General features: G+C 70.3%; 18 protein-coding genes, 1 other RNA gene and 1 pseudogene. 14 read left to right on the top strand and 6 right to left on the bottom strand.

Annotated elements, in window-relative coordinates; genetic code table 11:
- The first annotated feature begins 49 nt into the window (after nucleotides 1-49).
- On the top strand, nucleotides 50-955 hold the full coding sequence (locus ACT541_RS13190) for an EamA family transporter (RefSeq protein ID WP_476137546.1): 906 nt from the start codon (nucleotides 50-52) through the stop codon (nucleotides 953-955).
- A 4-nt stretch (nucleotides 956-959) separates the two neighbouring features.
- Here ACT541_RS13190 and ACT541_RS13185 read toward each other — a convergent pair whose 3' ends face one another.
- From ACT541_RS13185 to ACT541_RS13175, 3 genes are read right to left on the bottom strand one after another with little or no spacing between them, the layout of a single operon-like run.
- Complete coding sequence (locus ACT541_RS13185) at nucleotides 960-2,408, bottom strand: hypothetical protein (protein WP_476137545.1); 1,449 nt, start codon at nucleotides 2,406-2,408, stop codon at nucleotides 960-962.
- A 5-nt stretch (nucleotides 2,409-2,413) separates the two neighbouring features.
- Nucleotides 2,414-3,388, bottom strand: a complete 975-nt coding sequence (locus ACT541_RS13180) for a DUF6384 family protein (RefSeq protein WP_476137544.1) — start codon at nucleotides 3,386-3,388, stop codon at nucleotides 2,414-2,416.
- Between the two features lie 14 nt (nucleotides 3,389-3,402).
- Complete coding sequence (locus tag ACT541_RS13175) at nucleotides 3,403-4,578, bottom strand: cell surface protein (RefSeq protein WP_476137543.1); 1,176 nt, start codon at nucleotides 4,576-4,578, stop codon at nucleotides 3,403-3,405.
- A 290-nt stretch (nucleotides 4,579-4,868) separates the two neighbouring features.
- On the opposite strand from ACT541_RS13175, the gene ACT541_RS13170 reads away from it, so the two are divergent.
- The 7 genes from ACT541_RS13170 to ACT541_RS13140 all read left to right on the top strand — a co-directional run bounded on the left by ACT541_RS13170 (nucleotide 4,869) and on the right by ACT541_RS13140 (nucleotide 10,634).
- A complete protein-coding gene (locus tag ACT541_RS13170; protein WP_476137542.1) occupies nucleotides 4,869-6,053 on the top strand; it encodes an MFS transporter in 1,185 nt (394 codons plus the stop codon).
- Nucleotides 6,054-6,258: 205 nt separating this feature from the next.
- Nucleotides 6,259-6,540, top strand: coding sequence for a DUF2849 domain-containing protein (locus ACT541_RS13165; protein ID WP_476137541.1), 282 nt, complete (start codon nucleotides 6,259-6,261; stop codon nucleotides 6,538-6,540).
- 24 nt (nucleotides 6,541-6,564) lie between these two features.
- Nucleotides 6,565-8,232 (top strand): nitrite/sulfite reductase, encoded by a 1,668-nt coding sequence (locus ACT541_RS13160; RefSeq protein ID WP_476137540.1) that lies wholly within the window; start codon nucleotides 6,565-6,567, stop codon nucleotides 8,230-8,232.
- Entirely contained in the window at nucleotides 8,229-9,005 is a 777-nt protein-coding gene (locus ACT541_RS13155) for a phosphoadenylyl-sulfate reductase (RefSeq protein WP_476137539.1), read from the top strand. The genes ACT541_RS13160 and ACT541_RS13155 overlap by 4 nt, the downstream gene beginning before the upstream one ends.
- Nucleotides 9,006-9,008: 3 nt before the next feature.
- Complete coding sequence (locus ACT541_RS13150) at nucleotides 9,009-9,515, top strand: DUF934 domain-containing protein (RefSeq protein WP_476137538.1); 507 nt, start codon at nucleotides 9,009-9,011, stop codon at nucleotides 9,513-9,515.
- A 179-nt stretch (nucleotides 9,516-9,694) separates the two neighbouring features.
- Complete coding sequence (locus ACT541_RS13145; protein WP_476137986.1) at nucleotides 9,695-10,015, top strand: 2Fe-2S iron-sulfur cluster-binding protein; 321 nt, start codon at nucleotides 9,695-9,697, stop codon at nucleotides 10,013-10,015.
- Between the two features lies 1 nt (nucleotide 10,016).
- Nucleotides 10,017-10,634, top strand: a complete 618-nt coding sequence (locus ACT541_RS13140; protein WP_476137537.1) for an NUDIX domain-containing protein — start codon at nucleotides 10,017-10,019, stop codon at nucleotides 10,632-10,634.
- Here ACT541_RS13140 and ACT541_RS13135 read toward each other — a convergent pair.
- The gene (locus ACT541_RS13135) at nucleotides 10,609-11,490 is read right to left on the bottom strand and encodes a helix-turn-helix domain-containing protein (protein ID WP_476137536.1); all 882 of its coding nucleotides are present in this window, start codon (nucleotides 11,488-11,490) and stop codon (nucleotides 10,609-10,611) included. The genes ACT541_RS13140 and ACT541_RS13135 overlap by 26 nt on opposite strands.
- A gap of 165 nt (nucleotides 11,491-11,655) precedes the next feature.
- Here ACT541_RS13135 and ACT541_RS13130 point away from each other — a divergent pair, with 165 nt between their 5' ends.
- The 5 genes from ACT541_RS13130 (at nucleotide 11,656) to recR (ending at nucleotide 15,828) form a co-directional block, all read left to right on the top strand.
- Nucleotides 11,656-12,558 carry a DMT family transporter gene (locus tag ACT541_RS13130; RefSeq protein WP_476137535.1) on the top strand — a complete coding sequence of 301 codons (903 nt, stop codon included), beginning with the start codon at nucleotides 11,656-11,658 and terminating at the stop codon, nucleotides 12,556-12,558.
- Between the two features lie 93 nt (nucleotides 12,559-12,651).
- Nucleotides 12,652-12,748: signal recognition particle sRNA small type (gene ffs / locus ACT541_RS13125), an RNA gene on the top strand.
- 70 nt (nucleotides 12,749-12,818) lie between these two features.
- Nucleotides 12,819-14,723 carry a DNA polymerase III subunit gamma/tau gene (locus ACT541_RS13120; RefSeq protein WP_476137534.1) on the top strand — a complete coding sequence of 635 codons (1,905 nt, stop codon included), beginning with the start codon at nucleotides 12,819-12,821 and terminating at the stop codon, nucleotides 14,721-14,723.
- Nucleotides 14,724-14,749: 26 nt separating this feature from the next.
- Complete coding sequence (locus ACT541_RS13115) at nucleotides 14,750-15,079, top strand: YbaB/EbfC family nucleoid-associated protein (protein ID WP_476137533.1); 330 nt, start codon at nucleotides 14,750-14,752, stop codon at nucleotides 15,077-15,079.
- A 128-nt stretch (nucleotides 15,080-15,207) separates the two neighbouring features.
- On the top strand, nucleotides 15,208-15,828 hold the full coding sequence (gene recR, locus ACT541_RS13110; protein WP_476137532.1) for a recombination mediator RecR: 621 nt from the start codon (nucleotides 15,208-15,210) through the stop codon (nucleotides 15,826-15,828).
- Here recR and ACT541_RS13105 read toward each other — a convergent pair whose 3' ends face one another.
- A complete protein-coding gene (locus tag ACT541_RS13105) occupies nucleotides 15,829-16,704 on the bottom strand; it encodes an EamA family transporter (RefSeq protein WP_476137531.1) in 876 nt (291 codons plus the stop codon). It lies immediately after the preceding gene.
- Nucleotides 16,705-16,720: 16 nt separating this feature from the next.
- Nucleotides 16,721-17,953, bottom strand: a complete 1,233-nt coding sequence (locus ACT541_RS13100; protein ID WP_476137530.1) for an aminotransferase-like domain-containing protein — start codon at nucleotides 17,951-17,953, stop codon at nucleotides 16,721-16,723.
- 344 nt (nucleotides 17,954-18,297) lie between these two features.
- Here ACT541_RS13100 and ACT541_RS13095 point away from each other — a divergent pair.
- Nucleotides 18,298-18,449, top strand: a pseudogene (locus ACT541_RS13095) (flagellin); the annotation flags it as partial.

The raw sequence follows: 18,449 nt of genomic DNA, 5'->3' as shown, positions 1-18,449 counted from the left end.
GACACCCCGCGCGGCCGCTCTCGTTTCGCCGCCCCTTCGGAAGGCCGCCATGTTCGCATCGCTGTGGATCGTCACCACCGTCACCGCCGCCGGCGCCCAGACGCTGCGCAACGCGCTGCAGCGCGGCCTGACGGCGTCGCTCGGCACGCTCGGCGCGACCAACGTGCGCTTCCTCTTCGGCCTGCCCTTCACCTTCGTCTTCCTCGGCACCCTGATGGCGGCGACCGGTGACCGCCCGCATCCGCAGGCGCTGTTCTGGCTGTGGGCGACGCTCGGCGGCCTCGCCCAGATCGCCGCGACCGCCCTGATGCTCACCGCCATGCAGGATCGCTCCTTCGTCGTGACGATCGCGCTGACCAAGACCGAGGCGGTTCAGGCCGCGCTGTTCTCGCTGGTCTTCCTCGGCGAGGTGCCGACGCCGACGCTGATCGTGGCGATCGCTCTGGCGACGCTCGGGGTGATGATCATGTCCTGGCCGAAGGGCGGTCTCGCCGCGGCGACCGGCTCGCGCTTCGCCGGCCTGCGCCCGGCGCTGCTCGGCATCGCCTCGGGCGGCTTCTTCGCCCTCGCCGCGGTGCTGTTCAAGGCGGCGATCAGGGCTGCCGATTCCGGCGGCTTCCTCGTCGACGCGGCGACCGCGCTCGTCACCTCGGTGGCGGCGCAGACCATCGTGCTGACCGGCTGGCTGGCGATCGCCCGCCGCGACGTGCTGGTCGCGACCCTTCGCGAATGGCGCCCGTCGATCGGCGCCGGCTTCCTCGGCGCCCTCGCCTCGCAGCTGTGGTTCGTCGGCTTCGCCATCGCGCCGGTCGCCGCGGTGCGCACCCTCGGTCTGATCGAGCTGCTGTTCGCGCAAGGCCTGTCGCGCGGGCTGATGAAGGAGAAGGCGAGCCTGCGCGAGCTCGTCGGCATCGCCCTCCTCGTCCTCGGCGTCGTCTTGGTGCTGAGGGCCTGAGCCCTCAGAACCCGCCGCCCGACGAATTGTCGCCGCCGCCGAAGCCGCCGCCGGTGGTGAAGCCACCGCCGTCGCCGCCGAAGCCGCCGCCTCCGCCACCGCCGCCGCCACCGAACCAGTCGCCGCCGCCGGGCACGCGCGGGCCGCCGCCGATCCAGCCGTCGTCGCGCCGGTGCGGTGCCTGATAGCCGCCGAGGATGACGCGCCACAGCTCGGGGCTCGACACGATGCCGCCGATGATGCCGCCGATCACGCTGCCGAGCATGTTCTCGTTGTTGAAGGTGACGCCCGGCCGGTCGTAGCCCGACCGCAGGAAGCGATCGCGCGTCTCCTCGAGATCGGAGCGCCGCCGCGCCACTTCCGCCATCGCGGCGCGCGTCGTGGCGATGTCGTGTTCGGCCGCCGCGACAGTCTTGGTCAGCCCCTCGATGTCGCGGACGATCCTCTCGTCCTCCGGCGTCGGCGTGGCGAAGGCCTGGGCGTAGAGCGTCTTGAGATCGGTCGCCGCCAGCGACGTGGCCACCCCGTCGAGGGCGCGGGCGAGATCGGGATCCTCGCCGGTCACCAGCCGGTCGTGGCTGGCGTCGAGCGTGGCGAGATCCGACTGCGTCGCCGAGATCCCCTTGTTGCCGGCGTCGATCTCGGCCTTGACCCGACCGAATTCCGCCTCCAGCGCCTCGATGCCGTCGGCCTCCAGCGCCTTGCGCTCGATCGCCGTACGCGCCGCCGTCTTGTCGGCGACCTCGGCGCGCAGACGCTCGGCATGGGCCTTCAGTCTGACCGGGATCTCGGTGAGCATGGCGTAGTTCGGCCGCGCCTCGATGAAGTTGCAGAGGCGGGCGACCTTGCGGTCGAAATAGCGGGCGAAGAACGAGGCCGAATAGGCCGAGGTGCCGAAGCCGTTCTCCCACAGGTACATGAAGAGCCGGTCGCTCTCGAAGGGCTTGCCCTTCTCGACCCGGTCGGCCTCCGCCTGCGTCGCCTTGGCCTCGGCGCGCGCGGCGATCTTCTCGGCGTCCTTGACGACGCCGTCGGCGGCGACCCATTCGGCGACGCCCGGCAGCTTCGCCCGCGTCGCCGCGTCGAGCGCATGGATCTTGTCGGAGATCGCCTCGAGCCGGCCCGCCACCTCGTGGCGACGGCCCTGCGCCGCGGCGAGTTCCTTGTTCGCCGCCTTGCGCTTCTCGGCGAGCTCGGCGACCGCCTTGCGCTTCTCGGCGAGGATCGCCAGCGCCTCGCGCTCGGCCTGGTCGAGCCGGGCGTCGACCTCGCTCCCGGCGAGGCTGTCGAGCCGCACCTTGGCGAGGCGGCGGAAGGCCGCCGTCTGGCTGGCGCGGGCGTCTTCGGCCTTGCCCGTGGCGGTCGCGAGCGCGTCGTCGAGACGGTTCTCGTCGTCGCGCGCCGCGGCAATCGCCTGTTCCAACTGTCGAAGGGCGTCACGTCCGGAAATCATGGGGTTCACCACTCGGTGATGGTGCCGGTCTCGACCGGCATGGACCAACGCACGTCGACGTCGCCGCGGGCCTTCTGGCCGAGGCGGTCGTTCTGGATGATGCCGTCGTTCTGCTTGTCGGCGGCCACCCGGTCGTAGGTCGCCTGCGGCACGCGCTGGCCCCAGATCGACACCGTCTTCTTGACCTGGTTCTCCTCGTTGACGATTTCGCGCGGGATGGCCTTGCCGTCCGGTCCGATCGCCTCGACGATGAGATAGTAGTTGCGCGCCTGCTTGCCCGGCGGCAGCCGGAAGATGCCCGAGCGCACGCCGGGCCGCGACACGATCCGCACGTCCCAGGTCTGACGCAGCACGCCCACCAGCGCGTCGGCTTCCGCGATCGCGGCGCGGGCGGCCGGCGCATCCTTGCGCGCGATCGCCGCCTCGCCGCGTTTGGCGATGTCGTCGATGCGGGCGGTGGCCGCCGGTACGCGCGCCTCGTCGTGGGCGGTGCGTACCGCCTTGGCGAGCGCCGCCGGCAGGGTCTGGACGATCTCGACGCGCGCGGCTTCCGCCGCCCGCCGCTCGCCGCCGACCACGAAATACGAATAGGACCCGATCGCCAGCGACAGCGCGACGACCACGCCGCCGACCACCGCCGCGACCCGGCCGCGGTTGATCCAGGCGAGCGCCATGGTCCGGGCGAAGCTCGGCGGCGTCGGCGTGTAGGAGAAGCGGCTCTGCTCGAGACCCCGCACGCCCTCCTCGATGATCGAGGGCGGCACCTCGATGCCCTGATCGGCATAGAGCTTCTTCAGGCGGGCGACGAGTTCGGCCTTGCGCGCGTCGTCGTCGAGTTCGCGGGTCGCCAGGCTCTCCTGGTGACGCAGCGTGTCGACGACGTCCATGGCGAGCATCAGATCGTCGAGCTTCTGGGGCGCCGCGGGCGCGGCCGGGGCGAGCCCGGCCGCGGTCGGCGACGTCGTGGCGACGTCGGTCATGGATCGGACCCTGTTCAGGAGGCCTTGTCGAGGTCGGCGCCGGCGGCGACGAGACGGGCGATGCGGCGCTTGCCGTCCTCGACCGCGTCGCGGATCTCCGCCGAGTTCTTGGTCGAGGCGTCGCGCATCTCGGCGATGATCTCGGTCGACTTGATCTGGAAGTTGACGACGCTGTCGACCAGCTTCTTGACCGCGTCGGCGCGGATCGTCGGGCCGTAGCCGGCGCGCACCGCCGCCTCCTGCACCTTGTCGCCGATCTCGGCCAGCGTCTCGAGGCTCTTCGACACGCCTTCCTTCATCGCGTTCAGCGTCTGGGTCGCCTCGTTGAGGCCGAACATGCCGGTGAACGAGGCCTTCAGCGCCGTCAGCACCGAATCGTTGGTCGAGAAGAAGCTGACCGCCTGCTGATAGACCCGCTCCTTGGCATTGGTCGTCTGCATCAGACGCGCCATGATGACCTCGGACGTGTTGTAGCCGATGGTCAGGTTGTCGGAGAGGTCCTTGGCGATCTGATAGCGCTTCTCCTCGTCCTGGGTGCGGCGGACGTATTCGTCGCGCTCCAGCTCGAGCTGCGCCCTGGCGGCCGGCTCGCCGGTGAAGGCGGCGACCTTCTGGGCGGCGGCGTCGAGGTCGGCCTTGGAGGCGTTCCACTTGTCCTCGGCGGTCTTCAGCACTTCGAGGGCGAGCACCTCGGCCTGCTTCAGCGCGCCGCGGAAGTCGCGATAGCTCTCGAGGATGATGCCCTCGCGCTCGATCTGGTTGCGGGTCTCCTTGGAGACGTCGAGGTAGATCTCGCGCACCTTGTCGAAGCGGTCGGCGATGTCGCCGCGGCTGAGCTTCATCCAGGCGTTGGTGGCGCGCTCGAAGATGTCGATCTTCCCGTCGGCGATCTGGTCGACCATCTTCTTGGCGTCGTCGCGGATCGAATCGAAGCCGGCGGTGACCGCCTTGTAGCGCTCGCCGATCTCCATCTGCGAGACCTGGTTGCGCACCACCTCGTTGAAGACCTCGGTCTGGCCGAGGGTGCGGGTGATCACCGCGACCTTGTCGGGCGAGAGATCCGAGATCTTCTCCAGCAGGCCGACGATCGGCGCGTCCTGGGTGGCCGGCGGGGCGAGGCCGAGGTCGCGCAGCGCGCCCATGGCCTTGTCGAGATACTGCAGCGGCGTTTTCACGATGACGTCGGACACGGGGCTTCTCCCTGGGAAGACGATGGCGGGTTCTCCGCCGCGCGAACATGGTGACGAAACATCCGTTCCACCAGACCCTTCCGAAATGAATCCTTCGGATCACGGCGTGATGACGTACCGTCGCCGCCGCATTCGACACCGAGCCGGCCGGGTTGTCCACCGGCGCGCCGCGACCCGACACCGAAGGCCCGACATTCATGACGCTTTTGGTCGGAAGTTCGCGTCGCCCGACTGGCGCCCGCCGCCGGGAACGTTATGGTGCGGCAACAAGAAAACACCGAGGAAACGCCTTGCCCACCCTCGTCGTCCTCGTCTTCGGCTACCTGCTCAGCCAGTTCTACCGCTCCTTCCTCGCCGTCATCGCGCCGGAACTCGCCCGCGACGTCGGCCTCGACGCGGCCTGGCTCGGCATCGTCTCGGCCGCCTTCTTCGCCGCCTTCGCCTTCGCCCAGATCCCGATCGGCGCCTCGCTCGACCGCTTCGGCGCGCGGCGCACCGTCGCCGGGCCGATGCTCGCCGCGGTGAGCGGTGCGGTCGTCTTCGCGGGCGCGACCGCGCCCTGGGTGTCGGTCGCCGGCATGGCGCTGATCGGGCTCGGCTGCGCGCCGATCTACATGGGCGCCCTCTTCGTCATCGGCCGCACGACGACGCCGCATCGCTTCGCGCTCTTCTCCTCGGCGATCGTCGGCATCGGCTCGCTCGGCAATCTCGCCGCCGCCACGCCGCTCGCCGCCGCCGCCGCGACCTGGGGCTGGCGCGCCACGATGATCGCCATCGCCGCCGCGACCTTCGTCTCCGCCGTCCTCGTCTTCCTGGTGGTGAAGGATCCGCCGCCGCTCGACAGACACGTCGACGGCCCGCGCCCCGGCATCCGCGCCGTCCTCGCCATCCGCGAACTGTGGCCGCTCTACCCGATCGCGCTCACCTCCTATCCGATCGTGGTGGCGGTGCGCGGCCTCTGGGTCGGACCCTATTTCTCCGACGTCCACGGCCTCGGCCCGGTCGATCGCGGCAATGCCGTCTCCGTCATGGTCTTCGCCATGATCGCCGGCGCCTTCTTCTACGGTCCCCTCGACCGTTGGCTCGGCACCCGCAAATGGGTCGTCGTCGCCGGCACGCTGGCGACCGTCGGCGCCCTCGCCGCCCTCGCGCTCGCCCCCGACATGTCGGTCGGCCGGGCGTCCGTCATGTTCGCGATCGTCGGCGGCCTCGGCATGACCTACGGCGTGCTGATGGCCCATGCCCGCGCCTTCCTGCCGACGCCGGTACTCGGTCGCGGCCTGACCCTGATGAACATGTGCCTGATCGGCGGCGCCGCGGTCCTCCAGCCGCTCTCCGGCTTCTTCATGAAGTCGATGACGACCGCCGGCCTCTCGCAGGCGGTCGCCCACGGCACGCTCTACGGCACCTTCGCCGCCGCGCTCGCCGTGTCGCTCGTCGTCTATCTCCTCGCCCGCGACGCCCGCCCGCGCTGAGCCCCGGCGCGGCATCGGCCGGGCACGGCGGGCCTCGCGTTCTGTCGAAGGGCGGATGCGCGAAAATCTGTTTCGCGCCCGCCCCCGATTTCGCAATCGGCATCGGCGCGTCGTCCGCCCCCTTACCCTAGAAACGATCCGAGGAGTTCCGGCCCGTCCGAGGAGGGCCGGTGCTCGACGCAGCGTTTCCGAAGGGTCGACCGCCATGCAGATCGTCACCGCCAACCGCCTGATCGACGGCCGCGTCGTCTTCCGCGACGCCGACGGCGGCTGGGTCGAGGCCTTCGCCGCCGCCGCCGTGCTCGCGGACGCCGCCGCCGCGCTCGCCGATGCGGCGAAGGACGAGGCGAACGGCCTCGTCGTCGGCGTCTATGCGGTCGACGTCGTGACCGTCGACGGCCGGCTCGAGCCGAAGGCCCAGCGCGAGAAGATCCGCGTCACCGGCCCGACCTCGGGTTCCGAAGCCCGCGCCGCCCGCGTCGCCTGAAGCCATCGCCCGAGGAAGAGCGCCATGTACGTCTACGACGATTTCGACCACGCCTTCGTCCGCGCCCGCGTCGCCCAGTTCCGCGACCAGGTCGAGCGTCGCCTGTCGGGCGACCTGACCGAGGAGCAGTTCCGCCCGCTCCGGCTGATGAACGGCGTCTATCTCCAGCTCCACGCCTACATGCTGCGTATCGCCATCCCCTACGGCACGCTGTCGTCGAAGCAGATGCGGACGCTGGCGACGATCGCGCGCAAGTGGGACAAGGGCTACGGCCACTTCACCACCCGCCAGAACATCCAGTTCAACTGGCCGGCGCTGAAGGACATTCCCGACATTCTCGACGCCCTCGCCGAGGTCGAGATGCACGCCATCCAGACCTCCGGCAACTGCATCCGCAACGTCACCGCCGACCAGTTCGCCGGCGCCGCGCCCGACGAGGTCGCCGATCCGCGTCCCTATGCCGAGATCCTGCGCCAGTGGTCGTCGCTCCACCCGGAGTTCACCTACCTGCCGCGCAAGTTCAAGATCGCCGTCACCGGCGCGTCGGAAGACCGCGCCGCCGTGCGTTTCCACGACATCGGCCTGACGCTGAAGAAGAACGCCGCCGGCGAGATCGGCTTCGGCGTCCACGTCGGCGGCGGCCTCGGCCGCTCGCCCTTCGTCGCCTTCGAACTGCGGGAGTTCCTGCCCGAAGCAGACCTGCTCGCCTACGCGGAAGCGATCCTGCGCGTCTACAATCTCTACGGACGGCGCGACAACAAGTACAAGGCGCGCATCAAGATCCTGCTGCACGAGGCCGGTCGCGAGACCATCCGCGACGAGGTCGAGGCCGAGTTCGCCGCGATCGAGAAGACCGGGCTGAAGCTCGACCCGGCCGACGTCGCCCGCATCGCCGCCCATTTCGCCCCGCCGACCTTCGCCGCGCTGCCCGAGACGAGCACGATCGAGGCCGAGGCCCGCCGGATCGATCCCGACTTCGACCGCTGGGTCGCCGCCAACGTCACGCCCCACAAGGCGGCCGGATACGCGTCCGTCACCGTCTCGCTGAAGCCGGTCGGCGGCGTGCCGGGCGACGCCACCGCCGAGCAGATGGAGGCGATCGCCGGTCTCGCCGACGCCTTCGCCGGGTCCGAGATCCGCATCTCCCATCGCCAGAACGTGGTCTTCCCGCACGTCCGCCGCGACGACCTCGCAGCTCTCCACGCCGGTCTCGTCGCGAACGGCCTCGCCACCGCCAACGCCGGCCTCGTCACCGACACCATCGCCTGCCCCGGCCTCGACTTCTGCGCGCTCGCCAACGCCCGTTCGATCCCGATCGCGCAGGCCATCACCGAGCGCTTCGCCGACCCGGCGCGGATCGCCGAGATCGGCCCGCTCGACATCAAGATCTCGGGCTGCATCAACGCCTGCGGCCATCACCACGTCGGTGCCATCGGCATCCTCGGCGTCGACCGCAAGGGTCGCGAGTTCTACCAGATCACGCTCGGCGGCGATCCCGGCGTCGGTGCCCGCATCGGCGACAGCGCCGGCCCCGGCTTCTGGCCCGACGAGGTGCCCGGCGCGGTCGAGACCATCGTCGAGACCTATCTGGCGCTGCGCAGCTCGCGCGCCGAGACCTTCCTCGAGACCTATGCCCGCGTCGGCCTCGCCCCCTTCAAGGCGGCACTGACCAGCGAGAGCGAGGCGGCATGACCTCCGTCTCGATCGTCGCGCCCGACCTCCGGCCCAAGACGACGGCGGCGACCGCCGCGGAGACCCGCGCGCGCGAACTCGACGCCGCACACGCCGGCCTGCCGACCGAGGAGCTGATCGACCGCGCGGTCCATCGGCTGTTTCCCGGCCGGATCGCCGTCGTCTCCTCCTTCGGGGCGGAATCGGCGGTGCTGCTCGATCTGGTCGCCTCCGTCTCGAAGGCGATCCCGATCCTCTTCGTCGACACCGGCAGGCATTTCGACGAGACGCTGCGCCACCGCGACCGCCTCGTCGAGCGCCTCGGCTTCACCGACGTCCGCGCCCTCGGCCCGAGCCGCGAGGAACTCGTGAACCGCGACCCCGACGACTGGCTGTGGAACGACGACCCCGACGCCTGCTGCGCCCTGCGCAAGGTCGAGCCGCTCGCCCGCGGCATGGAGGGGTTCTCCGCCTGGATCTCCGGACGCAAGCGCTTCCAGGCCGCGACCCGCACGACGATCCCGACCTTCGAGGCCGACGGCGCGCGCATCAAGGTGAACCCGCTCGCCGCCTGGGAGCCGAACGCGCTCGTCGAGCGCGCGCGTCTCCGTGGTCTGCCGGCCCATCCGCTGGTCGAGAAAGGCTACCCCTCGATCGGCTGCCTGCCCTGCACCAGCCGCGTCGCGCCGGGCGAGGACCCGCGCGCCGGACGCTGGCGCGGCCGCGCCAAGACCGAATGCGGCATCCATCTCGGCCTTTCGGCCGGATCCGAAAACGACGGCAGTGGGATCTGACCGATGAGCGACGTCTTCCGCAATTCCCGTTTCGAACCCGACGCCCGGGTCCTGGTCGCCGACGATGCGGAGCTCCCCGCCGGAGCCTTCTTCGTCTCGCTCGCCCGCTTCCTCGCCGAGCGCGAGACGCTGCTGGCGCGCGGCGCCGACCTCGGCATCCTGCTCGAGCCCGCCGACCGGATCGAGGAGATCGGTGCCGACCTGCCCCGTGTCGGCGCGCTCGCCGTGCGCTTCCCCAAGTTCGGCGACGGTCGCGGCTATTCGACCGCCCGCCTCGCCCGCGAGCGCTGGGGCTTTGCCGGTGAACTCCGGGCGATCGGCGACGTGCTGTGGGACCAGCTCGAGGCCTACGGCCGCTGCGGCTTCGACACGCTGGTGATCGTCGACGGCCCGACGCGTCGTCGCCTCGAGGCGGGCGAACGCCCCGTCGTGCCGATCCACTACCAGCGTGCCGGCGACCGTCCCGCCGCCTCGCTGCCCGGCCGTCCCTGGGCCCACGTCGTCCGCTGAGACCATCCATCCCGAAAGAGACCGCGCTTCTCCCCCGAACGGCGGAGGGCGCGGCGATTGATCGGGCGGCCCGGCTGGAGTATCCCCCCGGAACGCACGAGGAAGACGCCGTGACCAGCCCGCATGTTGCCGCCCCGATCTTCGACGAAGATCCCTTCGATCCCTTCGACGAAGGCGCGATCAAGATCCACGTCGTCGACCGTGACGGGGTCGAGCACACGCTCGCCGCCCTCGACGGGTTCCGCGTCATGGAGGTGATCCGCGACTGGGGCCTGCCGATCAAGGCGGAATGCGGCGGTGCCTGCGCCTGCGGCACCTGTCACGTCTATGTCGATCCGGAGTGGATGGGCGAGATCCCGCCCGCCACCGACGAGGAGATGGACCAGCTCGACCAGATCTTCGAGGTACAGGACAACTCCCGTCTCGCCTGCCAGATCCTCACCGCCGAGCACCTCGACGGTCTCCGCATCACCCTGGCCCCCGGCTCCGAGGTCGATTGAGATGAACGCGCCCGAGACGAAGACGGGCGCCCTGCCCTTCCGCATCCTCTCCCGCGAGACCCTGTGGAAGGGCTTCTGCACGCTGGAACGCGTCACCTTCGAGCGCACCCGCTCCGACGGCACGCCCCACGTCCAGAGCTTCGAGATCGAGGACCACGGCCGCGCCGCCGCCGTCCTGCCCTTCGATCCGGTCGCCCGCCGCGCCGTCCTCGTCCGCCAGCTGCGCCTGCCGCAGGCCCTCCAGGGCGACGATCCGTTGATGCTCGAAGTGGTCGCCGGCCTCCTCGACAAGGCGAACGAAGACCCGCAGGAGACCGCCCGCCGCGAGGCGATGGAAGAGGCCGGCCTCGCACTCGGCCGCCTCGATCTCGCCGGCGCCGTCCGCCCCTCGCCCGGTCTCGTCGGCGAGAAGGTCTGGGTCTATCTGGCCGAGGTCGATCTCGCCGCCGCCCGCGTCGCCGAAGGCGGCGGCCTCGCCCACGAGGGCGAGGACATCGAGGTGGTGACGATGGATCTCGCCGAACTGGCGGCCTACGTCGATCGCGGCGACAACCTCGACCTCAAGACCGCCTTCGCCGTCCAGACGCTGCGCGTCAGGCGGCCGGAACTGTTCGGCTGACGTCCACCATCGCCGCCCGCCACGCCCCCGGCGTCGTGCCGGTCACGGCGCGGAAGGCGCGGGTGAGGTGGCTCTGGTGGGCGAAGCCGCAGGCGCTCGCCACCTCGGCGAGGCCGACGCCCGCCCGCATCAACCGCTTGGCCTCCTCCACCCGCAGATGCTCGAGGAAGGCGCGCGGGCTGAGACCGTGGCTCGCCCGGAACATCCGCTGAAAATGGAACGGGCTGAGACCCGCCTCCGCCGCCAGATCCTCGAGGCTCGCCGGGCTGTCGAGGTTGTCGCGCAGCCGTGCCGTCACCCGCCGCGACACCGCGGCCGAGAGCCCGCCGCGCACCGGCCGCGCCATGGTGCCCGCCCCCGGCGCTGTCAGCAGCCGGTGGCAGACCTCGGCGATCACCCCTTCGGCGGCGAAGGCGTCGCCCGCCTCGCAGACCCGCGCCAGCGCCACCATGCCGGCGGCGAGTTCCGGATCCTCCCAATAGGTCCGGTCGGCGAGCGACACCCGCGCCGGATCGCGCTCGAGCGTCGCCTCGGCGAAGTGCCGGAGGCGGGCGTCGTCGAGATAGAGATGGACGAAGCGGAAGCGACCGCCGATGTCCCAGTCCGACGACGATCCCGCCGGCATCAGCGTCAGCGCCCCCGCCCAGCCGCGCACCGCGCCGCGATCGAGCCGTCGGCTCTCCTCGCCGCCGACGAGATAGAGGCTCAGCGTGTGCAGCGCCGTGTCGTCGTAGCGCACCCGGTCGGCATCGTTCGACCACACCGCCGCGCCGCGACCGCGGCCGACGTCGAGCCGGTGCCACAGACGGGCACGCGAGCGCGAGAGCTGGTCGAAGACGGACTGGGCGGCGATCATCGGCGGCGTGAGAAAGAAGGGGAGCGTTCCCCGTCACTCTGCCCCTCGCCCGTGGCGACGGCAATCCCGGCTTCCCGCCTGCGCCGCCTTCACCGCAAGATCGTGCAATCCGAGCAACCGCCGACGGGTCCATCCTGCCGGCCGACCACCGCCGGAGCCCCATCGATGAATCTCGCCCTCTTCGCCGTCACCGTCTTCGTCTGGGGCACCACCTGGTTCGCCATCGCGCTGCAGCTCGGCCCGGTGCCGGTCTTGACCTCGATCTTCTACCGCTTCGCCCTCGCCGCGGTGATCCTCGGACCGGGACTGGCGCTCACGGGAAGGCTCGCGCCGATGCGGCCGCGCGACCACGGCTTCGCGGCACTGCTGGGCGTCTGCCTGTTCTCGATGAACTTCGTCTGCTTCTACAACGCCACGCGCTTCATCCCGAGCGGGCTGGTCTCGGTCGTCTTCTCGCTGGCGACGCTCTACAACGCCGTGCTCGCCCGCCTCCTCTTCGGCGAGCCGATCGCCCGGCGCACCCTCTTCGCCGCCGCCCTCGGCCTCGGCGGCCTCGCCGTCCTCTTCGCCCCGGCGATCCGCGACGGCGCCTTCGGCGCGAACGCCCCCATCGGCCTCGCGCTCGCAGCGCTGGGCACGCTTTGCTTCTCGCTCGGCAACATGGTGTCGCGGCGCAACTCCGCCGCCGGCATCCCGCCGGCGACCGCCAACGCCTGGGGCATGAGCTGGGGCGCCGCCTTCCTCATGGTGCTGATCCTCGTCACCGGCACGCCGATCGTCGCCCCGCCGGACGCGACCTATCTCCTGGCGCTCGGCTGGCTGGCGATCTTCGGCTCGGTGATCGGCTTCACCACCTACCTGATGCTGGTCGCCCGCATCGGCTCGGGCCGTGCGGCCTATGCGACGGTGATGTTCCCGGTCGTCGCCCTCGTCCTCTCGGGGCTGTGGGAAGGCTACGTCTGGGACGGCCGCACCGTCCTCGGTCTCGGTCTGACGATCGCCGGCAACGTCGTGATCTTCGCCGGCCCCGCCGTCCTCGGCCGCCTGCGCGGCCTCGCCCGCGCCTGACGTAGCGTCGATCGGCGCGGCCCCGTGGACATCCGCCGCCGCGACGCCACCCCCTCTTGCATTTCCTCGTCCGATCCTCGATATGAACGCTCGGGAGGTCGGCGGTGGACGTTGTCACTCGCCGACCGGGTCAGGTCCGGAAGGAAGCAGCCCAGACGAGTCGGACGCGGGTCGCGCGTCGGCCTCCTTCTCGCCTTCGGGCGACGCCGATCGGCCCAGCCGATCCCTTCTCCGACCGGTTCGAGGAAAGGCAGAAGCGCATGGACGGTCTTCTTCCGCCCGATGCGACGCCCCCGGCCGCCTCCGGCGCCTATCGGGTCCTCGCCCGCAAGTATCGCCCGCAGAGCTTCGACGACCTCATCGGCCAGGAGCCGATGGTGCGCACCCTGTCGAACGCCTTCTCGATCGGCCGCATCGCGCAAGGGTGGATGCTGACCGGCGTGCGCGGTGTCGGCAAGACCACCACCGCCCGCATCCTCGCCCGCGCGCTCAACTACGAGATCCCCGGCGAGATCGACCGGCCGACCATCGAGATGGATCGGCTCGGCACCCACTGCAAGGCGATCATGGAAGGCCGCCACGTCGACGTCATCGAGATGGACGCGGCCTCCCACACCTCGATCAACGACATCCGCGAGATCATCGAGGCGGTGCGCTACAAGCCCGTCTCGGCGCGGATGAAGGTCTACATCATCGACGAGGTGCACATGCTCTCCAACCAGGCCTTCAACGGCCTGCTGAAGACGCTGGAAGAGCCGCCCGAGCACGTGAAGTTCATCTTCGCCACCACCGAGATCCGCAAGGTTCCGATCACCATCCTGTCGCGCTGCCAGCGCTTCGACCTGCGTCGCATCGAGACCGACGTGCTGGTCGCCCATCTGAAGAAGATCGCCGACGCGGAGAAGGTCGAGATCGACGACGAGGCGCTGCGTCTCGTCGCCCGCGCCGCCGAAGGCTCGGTGCGCGACAGTCTCTCGCTGCTCGATCAGGCGATCGCCCACGGCGAGGGCCGTATCGAGGTGGCGGAAGTCCGCCAGATGCTCGGCCTCGCCGACCGCGCCCGCGTCATCGACCTGTTCGAACACCTGATGAAGGGCGATGCGGCGTCCGCGCTCGCCGAGCTGCGCGCCCAGTGGAACGTCGGCGCCGACCCGACCGTGGTGATCGCCGATCTCGCCGAGTTCACCCATTTCGTCACCCGCATGAAGCTGGTGCCGGAAGCCGCGAACGAGGCCTCGGTCTCCGAGGACGAGCGGGTGCGCGGTGGAGCCTTCGCCCGCGATCTCTCGGTGCGCGTGCTGTCGCGCGCCTGGCAGATGCTCCTCAAGGGCCACGACGAGGTCAAGAACGCCCCCAAGGCGCTCGCCGCCGCCGAGATGCTGCTCGTCCGCCTGGCCTACGCCAGCGACCTGCCGACCCCCGACGAAGCGCTGAAGATGCTGCGCGAGGGCACGCTCTCCCCGTCGGACGGCGCGCCCTCCGCCCCGCGCGGCCCCTCGGGCGGCGGCAACGGCGGTGCCTCGGCGATGGCCCGCACCCAGGCCGTCGCCGGTGCCGCGCTCGCCGCCCCCGGTCAGGCGCCGGGCATGCCGCAGGCCCGCCTCGCGGATACGGCACCCGCCGCCCCCGCGCCCGGTCCGCGCCTCGTCGCCTCCAACGAGGCACCGCAGCAAGCTCCCGCGAAGCCCGCCGCGCCGCCGCGTCGCGGGCCGCGCCTGACCGATCTCGCCGACGTCGCGGCGCTCGCCGCCGAACATCGCGACATTCGCCTCAAGATCGCCGTCGAGCGCCAGATGCGCCTCGTCGCCTTCGCCCCCGGCCGCATCGACGTGTCGCTCGAGCCCGGCGCCTCCTTCGACCTGCCGCAGCTCCTCGCCGCCAAGCTCTCCGAGTGGACCGGCGAACGCTGGATCGTCGCCGTCTCGCGCGAGCAGGGCGGTGCGACGGTCGCCGAGGAACGCGAGGAGGCGCGCGACAAGCTCGTCACCGACGCCCGCGCCGAACCGCTGGTCGCGGCCGTGCTGAAGCGCTTCCCCGGCGCGTCGATCGTCGACGTGCGGGTGCGCGCCGCCGAGACGGGCGAGGACGACGGCGGCGACGGTCTCGCCTGGGACGCCCCGCCGGCCGGCGAGGAGAACGATCCGGGCTGGTCGCCGGACGACTGAAGAAACACGAGCGCGGAGAACGCCCCATGGACTTCATGAAGATGATGAGCAAGGCCAAGGAGATGCAGGCCCGCATGGCGACGCTCCAGGACGAGCTCGCCGAGATCGCCGTGACCGGAACTTCCGGCGCCGGCCTCGTCGCGGTGACCATCTCGGGCAAGGGCGAACTGAAGGGCGTGAAGATCGACCCGTCGCTGATGAACCCGGCCGAGACCGAGATCCTCGAGGACCTGATCGTCGCCGCCCATCGCGATGCCCACGTCAAGGCGGAAGCGGCGATCGCCGAGAAGATGGCCGACGTCACCGGCGGCCTCGGCCTGCCCGGCGCCCCCGGCGGCTTCAAGCTGCCGTTCTGAGGGCTCCGGTCGCGCCGGGCCCGCCCGCCGCCGGAAGTGTCCCGCCGCCCGACCGCGGATCGCGACGACCCGTGCACGGCGAACACGCTAGATTGGGTCAATCGAATCATCAGACGAAGAGTGGCTTCGTGGCACGTTCCGTCGCCGGACCCGAGATCGAACGGCTCATCCAGTTGCTCGCCAAGCTGCCGGGTCTCGGCCCGCGCTCGGCGCGGCGCGCGGCGCTGCATCTGATCGAGAAGAAGGAGAGCCTCCTCTCCCCCCTCGTCCGTGCCATGGACGTGGCGCTGGAGAAGGTCGGCGTCTGCTCGGTCTGCGGCAACATCGACACCTCCGACCCCTGCACCGTCTGCCGCGACGAACGCCGCGACGGTTCGGTCCTGGTGGTGGTCGAGGGCGTGTCGGACCTCTGGGCGCTGGAGCGCGCCGGGGCGATCTCGGCGAAGTATCACGTGCTCGGCGGCGTGCTGTCGCCGCTCGACGGGATCGGCCCGTCCGACCTCACCATCGACGCGCTGGTAGAGCGCTGCCGCACCGAGCCGATCCGCGAGGTGATCCTGGCGGTCAACGCCACCGTCGAGGGCCAGACCACCGCCCATTACGTCACCGACCAGATCGCCCGTCTGGCGGAAGAAGGCCGCGACATCACGGTGACGCGGCTCGCCCACGGCGTTCCGGTCGGCGGCGAACTCGACTATCTCGACGACGGCACCATCGCCCAGGCGATGCGGGCGCGCACCAAGTTCTGATCAGGCGGCCGGTCGCGTGAGGCGCGGTCCGAAGACGTTGACCACCAGCCCGGCCACCACCAGCGCCGCGCCGATCGCCTCGCGCCCGCCGATCGGCTCGCCGAGCACCAACCACGCGCTCGACATCCCGAAGACCGGCACCAGCAGCGAGAACGGCGCCACGGTGGCGGCGGCATGGCGCGACATCAGGTTCGACCAGATGCCGAAGCCGAGGACCGTCGTCGGCCAGGCGAGATAGGCGACCGCCCCGACGGCGATCGGGGTCGGATGGGCGAGCGCCGCCACGATCGCCGGCCAGCCCTCGAAGGCGAGAGACAGCGCGAAGAGCGGCAGCGGCGCCACCAGGCTCGCCCAGACGACGAAGCCGAGCATGTCGATCCGACCGGCCTTCTTGGTGACGATGTTGGCGAGCCCCCAACAGGCCGCCGCCGCCAGCACCATCAGGAACGGCCCGAGCGCCGCCCCACCGCCGGCCCGCGCCGAGGCGATGACGGCGATGCCGAGGGCGGCGATCACCGCGCCGAGGATCTGGATTGCCGCCGGCTTCTCGCCGAGGAAGACGAAGGCGAGGCCCATGGTGAAGAAGGCCTGCATCTGCAGCACGATCGAGGAGAGGCCGGCCGGCATGCCGGCCTTCATGCCGACGAACAGCAGGCCGAACTTGACGACGCCGAGAATGAGGCCGAAGGCGACCACCCAATGCCAGGCACACGCCGGCCGCCGCACGAAGAACACCGCCGGCAGCGCTGCGAAGAGGAAGCGCAGGCCGGTCAGCAGCAGCGGCGGCACGTCCGCCACGCCGACCTTGATGACGACGAAGTTGAAGCCCCAGATCGCCACGACGACGAGGGCGAGGAGGACGTCACGGAAGCTCACGACGCCCCCCTTTCTCTCACGGTGTCATGCGGGCGATCAGGCGGCCGAGCCGCGCGACGCCTTCGCCGATGTCCTCGACCGTCGGCGAGGAGAAGTTGAGGCGGATGGTGTTGGCCATCGCGTCGGTGGCGAAGAACGCCTTGCCCGGCACGAAGGCGACGCGCTCCTCGGCGACGGAACGCGCCAGAAGCTCCGCTCCGTCGATGCCTTCCGGCAGCGTCACCCAGGTGAAGAGACCGCCTTCCGGCTTCGTCCACTCCACGCCCTTCGGCATCGAGGCGGCGAGCGCCGCCATCAGCGCGTCGCGCCGGGTGCGATAGAGCGCGATCGCCCGGGCGACGTTGGCGTCGTAGGTGGTCTGGGCCAAGCGCGCCATGACCATCTGGTTCAGCGTCGAAGAATGCAGATCGCCCGCCTGTTTGGTCAGCACCAGCTTCTGGATCAGCGGCGAGGCCGCGACGATCCAGCCGATGCGCAGCGCCGGCACCAGCGTCTTGGAGAAGGTGCCGCAGTAGACCGTGCGGGTCTTCTCGATGTCGCCGCCGTTGCGCGCCACGTCGAGCGACAGGATCGACGGCACCGCCTCCCCTTCGAAACGCAGCGCCTGATAGGCCGAATCCTCGATCACCGGGATGGCCAGCTCGGTCGCGAGATCGAGCAGCTTCTCGCGGTTCTCGACCGACAGGGTGATGCCGGTCGGATTGGCGAAGTCGGGCACGACATAGGCGAACTTGACCCGCCCGCCGTTCTTCGCCGCCGCGGCGGCATAGGCCGCCGGCGTGACGTTGCCGCCGTCCGGGATCAGCCGGTCGTAGCGCGGCTCGTAGCAGTTGAAGGCCTGCAGCGCACCGAGATAGGTCGGCGCCTCGACCAGCGCGGTGTCGCCGGGCGACAGCAGCATCTTGGCGAGGAAGTCGAGCCCCTGCTGCGAACCGCAGGTGATCAGAATGTTGTCGGGCGTGCAGGGAACGCCGTTCTTGCCCATCAGATCGGCGATCCAACCGCGCAGCGGCAGGTAGCCTTCCGAGATCGAATACTGCAGCGCCTGCGCCGCCTGCTTCGGATCGGACAGGATGGCGTGCTGGGCGTCGCGAATGGCCTCTACCGGGAACAGTGCCGGGTCCGGGATGCCGCCCGCGAAGGAGATGATGTCGGGCTGGTCGAGGAGTTTCAGGAGCTCGCGGATCTCGGATGCGCGCATGCGCTCCGATCGCGTGGCGAAGACATGGGACCAATCGAGCGCGGTCATGGATCGACCCTTCCTTTTCGAACGGCCGGCACGCTACGCCCGGTCCCGAAAAAGGTCAACAGTGCTGACCTAAAAATCTTCCGAATTCCGCCGATTTCGGGATCATTCTTCCCGCAACGCAGCATCGCAGGTGCGGTCACGGGAAGAATCTTCCCCGATCGCGCCACGGTCGCGGGAACGCCCGCGCAGCGGCCTCGTCGACCGGACTTACCAATGGGTAAGCTTAATTCGGCGGAGTCCGAGCCAGTGAGATTCTTTACCAATCCGCTTCACGAATTGAAGAGCAAGCCGTCGATAGGATCGCCCCATGTGCGAAACCAAATCCTAGAATGGGGTTGAAAGCCATGGCTACCATCTTGTCGACCGGCGTCCGTCAGAATCTCGGCTCGCTGCAGTCCATCAACAAGCAACAGACCCAGACCGAGAACCGTCTCGCCACCGGCAAGAAGGTCAACTCGGCGCTCGACAACCCGGTCAACTACTTCACCTCCGCGTC

The sequence above is a fragment of the Pinisolibacter sp. DMC100 genome (assembly GCF_056313705.1).
Note: the sequence above shows the minus strand (reverse complement) of the source record. Positions and strands in the feature narration are given on the sequence as shown.

Bases quoted from the DNA above. Each gene is read 5' to 3' on its own strand.
- ACT541_RS13100 (WP_476137530.1), bottom strand. From the start codon at position 17,953: ATGACCGCGCTCGATTGGTCCCATGTCTTCGCCACGCGATCGGAGCGC.
- ACT541_RS13155 (WP_476137539.1), top strand. From the start codon at position 8,229: ATGACCTCCGTCTCGATCGTCGCGCCCGACCTCCGGCCCAAGACGACG.
- ACT541_RS13135 (WP_476137536.1), bottom strand. From the start codon at position 11,490: ATGATCGCCGCCCAGTCCGTCTTCGACCAGCTCTCGCGCTCGCGTGCC.
- ACT541_RS13115 (WP_476137533.1), top strand. From the start codon at position 14,750: ATGGACTTCATGAAGATGATGAGCAAGGCCAAGGAGATGCAGGCCCGC.
- ACT541_RS13120 (WP_476137534.1), top strand. From the start codon at position 12,819: ATGGACGGTCTTCTTCCGCCCGATGCGACGCCCCCGGCCGCCTCCGGC.
- ACT541_RS13130 (WP_476137535.1), top strand. From the start codon at position 11,656: ATGAATCTCGCCCTCTTCGCCGTCACCGTCTTCGTCTGGGGCACCACC.
- ACT541_RS13160 (WP_476137540.1), top strand. From the start codon at position 6,565: ATGTACGTCTACGACGATTTCGACCACGCCTTCGTCCGCGCCCGCGTC.
- ACT541_RS13165 (WP_476137541.1), top strand. From the start codon at position 6,259: ATGCAGATCGTCACCGCCAACCGCCTGATCGACGGCCGCGTCGTCTTC.
- ACT541_RS13180 (WP_476137544.1), bottom strand. From the start codon at position 3,388: ATGACCGACGTCGCCACGACGTCGCCGACCGCGGCCGGGCTCGCCCCG.
- ACT541_RS13140 (WP_476137537.1), top strand. From the start codon at position 10,017: ATGAACGCGCCCGAGACGAAGACGGGCGCCCTGCCCTTCCGCATCCTC.
- ACT541_RS13150 (WP_476137538.1), top strand. From the start codon at position 9,009: ATGAGCGACGTCTTCCGCAATTCCCGTTTCGAACCCGACGCCCGGGTC.
- ACT541_RS13190 (WP_476137546.1), top strand. From the start codon at position 50: ATGTTCGCATCGCTGTGGATCGTCACCACCGTCACCGCCGCCGGCGCC.
- ACT541_RS13185 (WP_476137545.1), bottom strand. From the start codon at position 2,408: ATGATTTCCGGACGTGACGCCCTTCGACAGTTGGAACAGGCGATTGCC.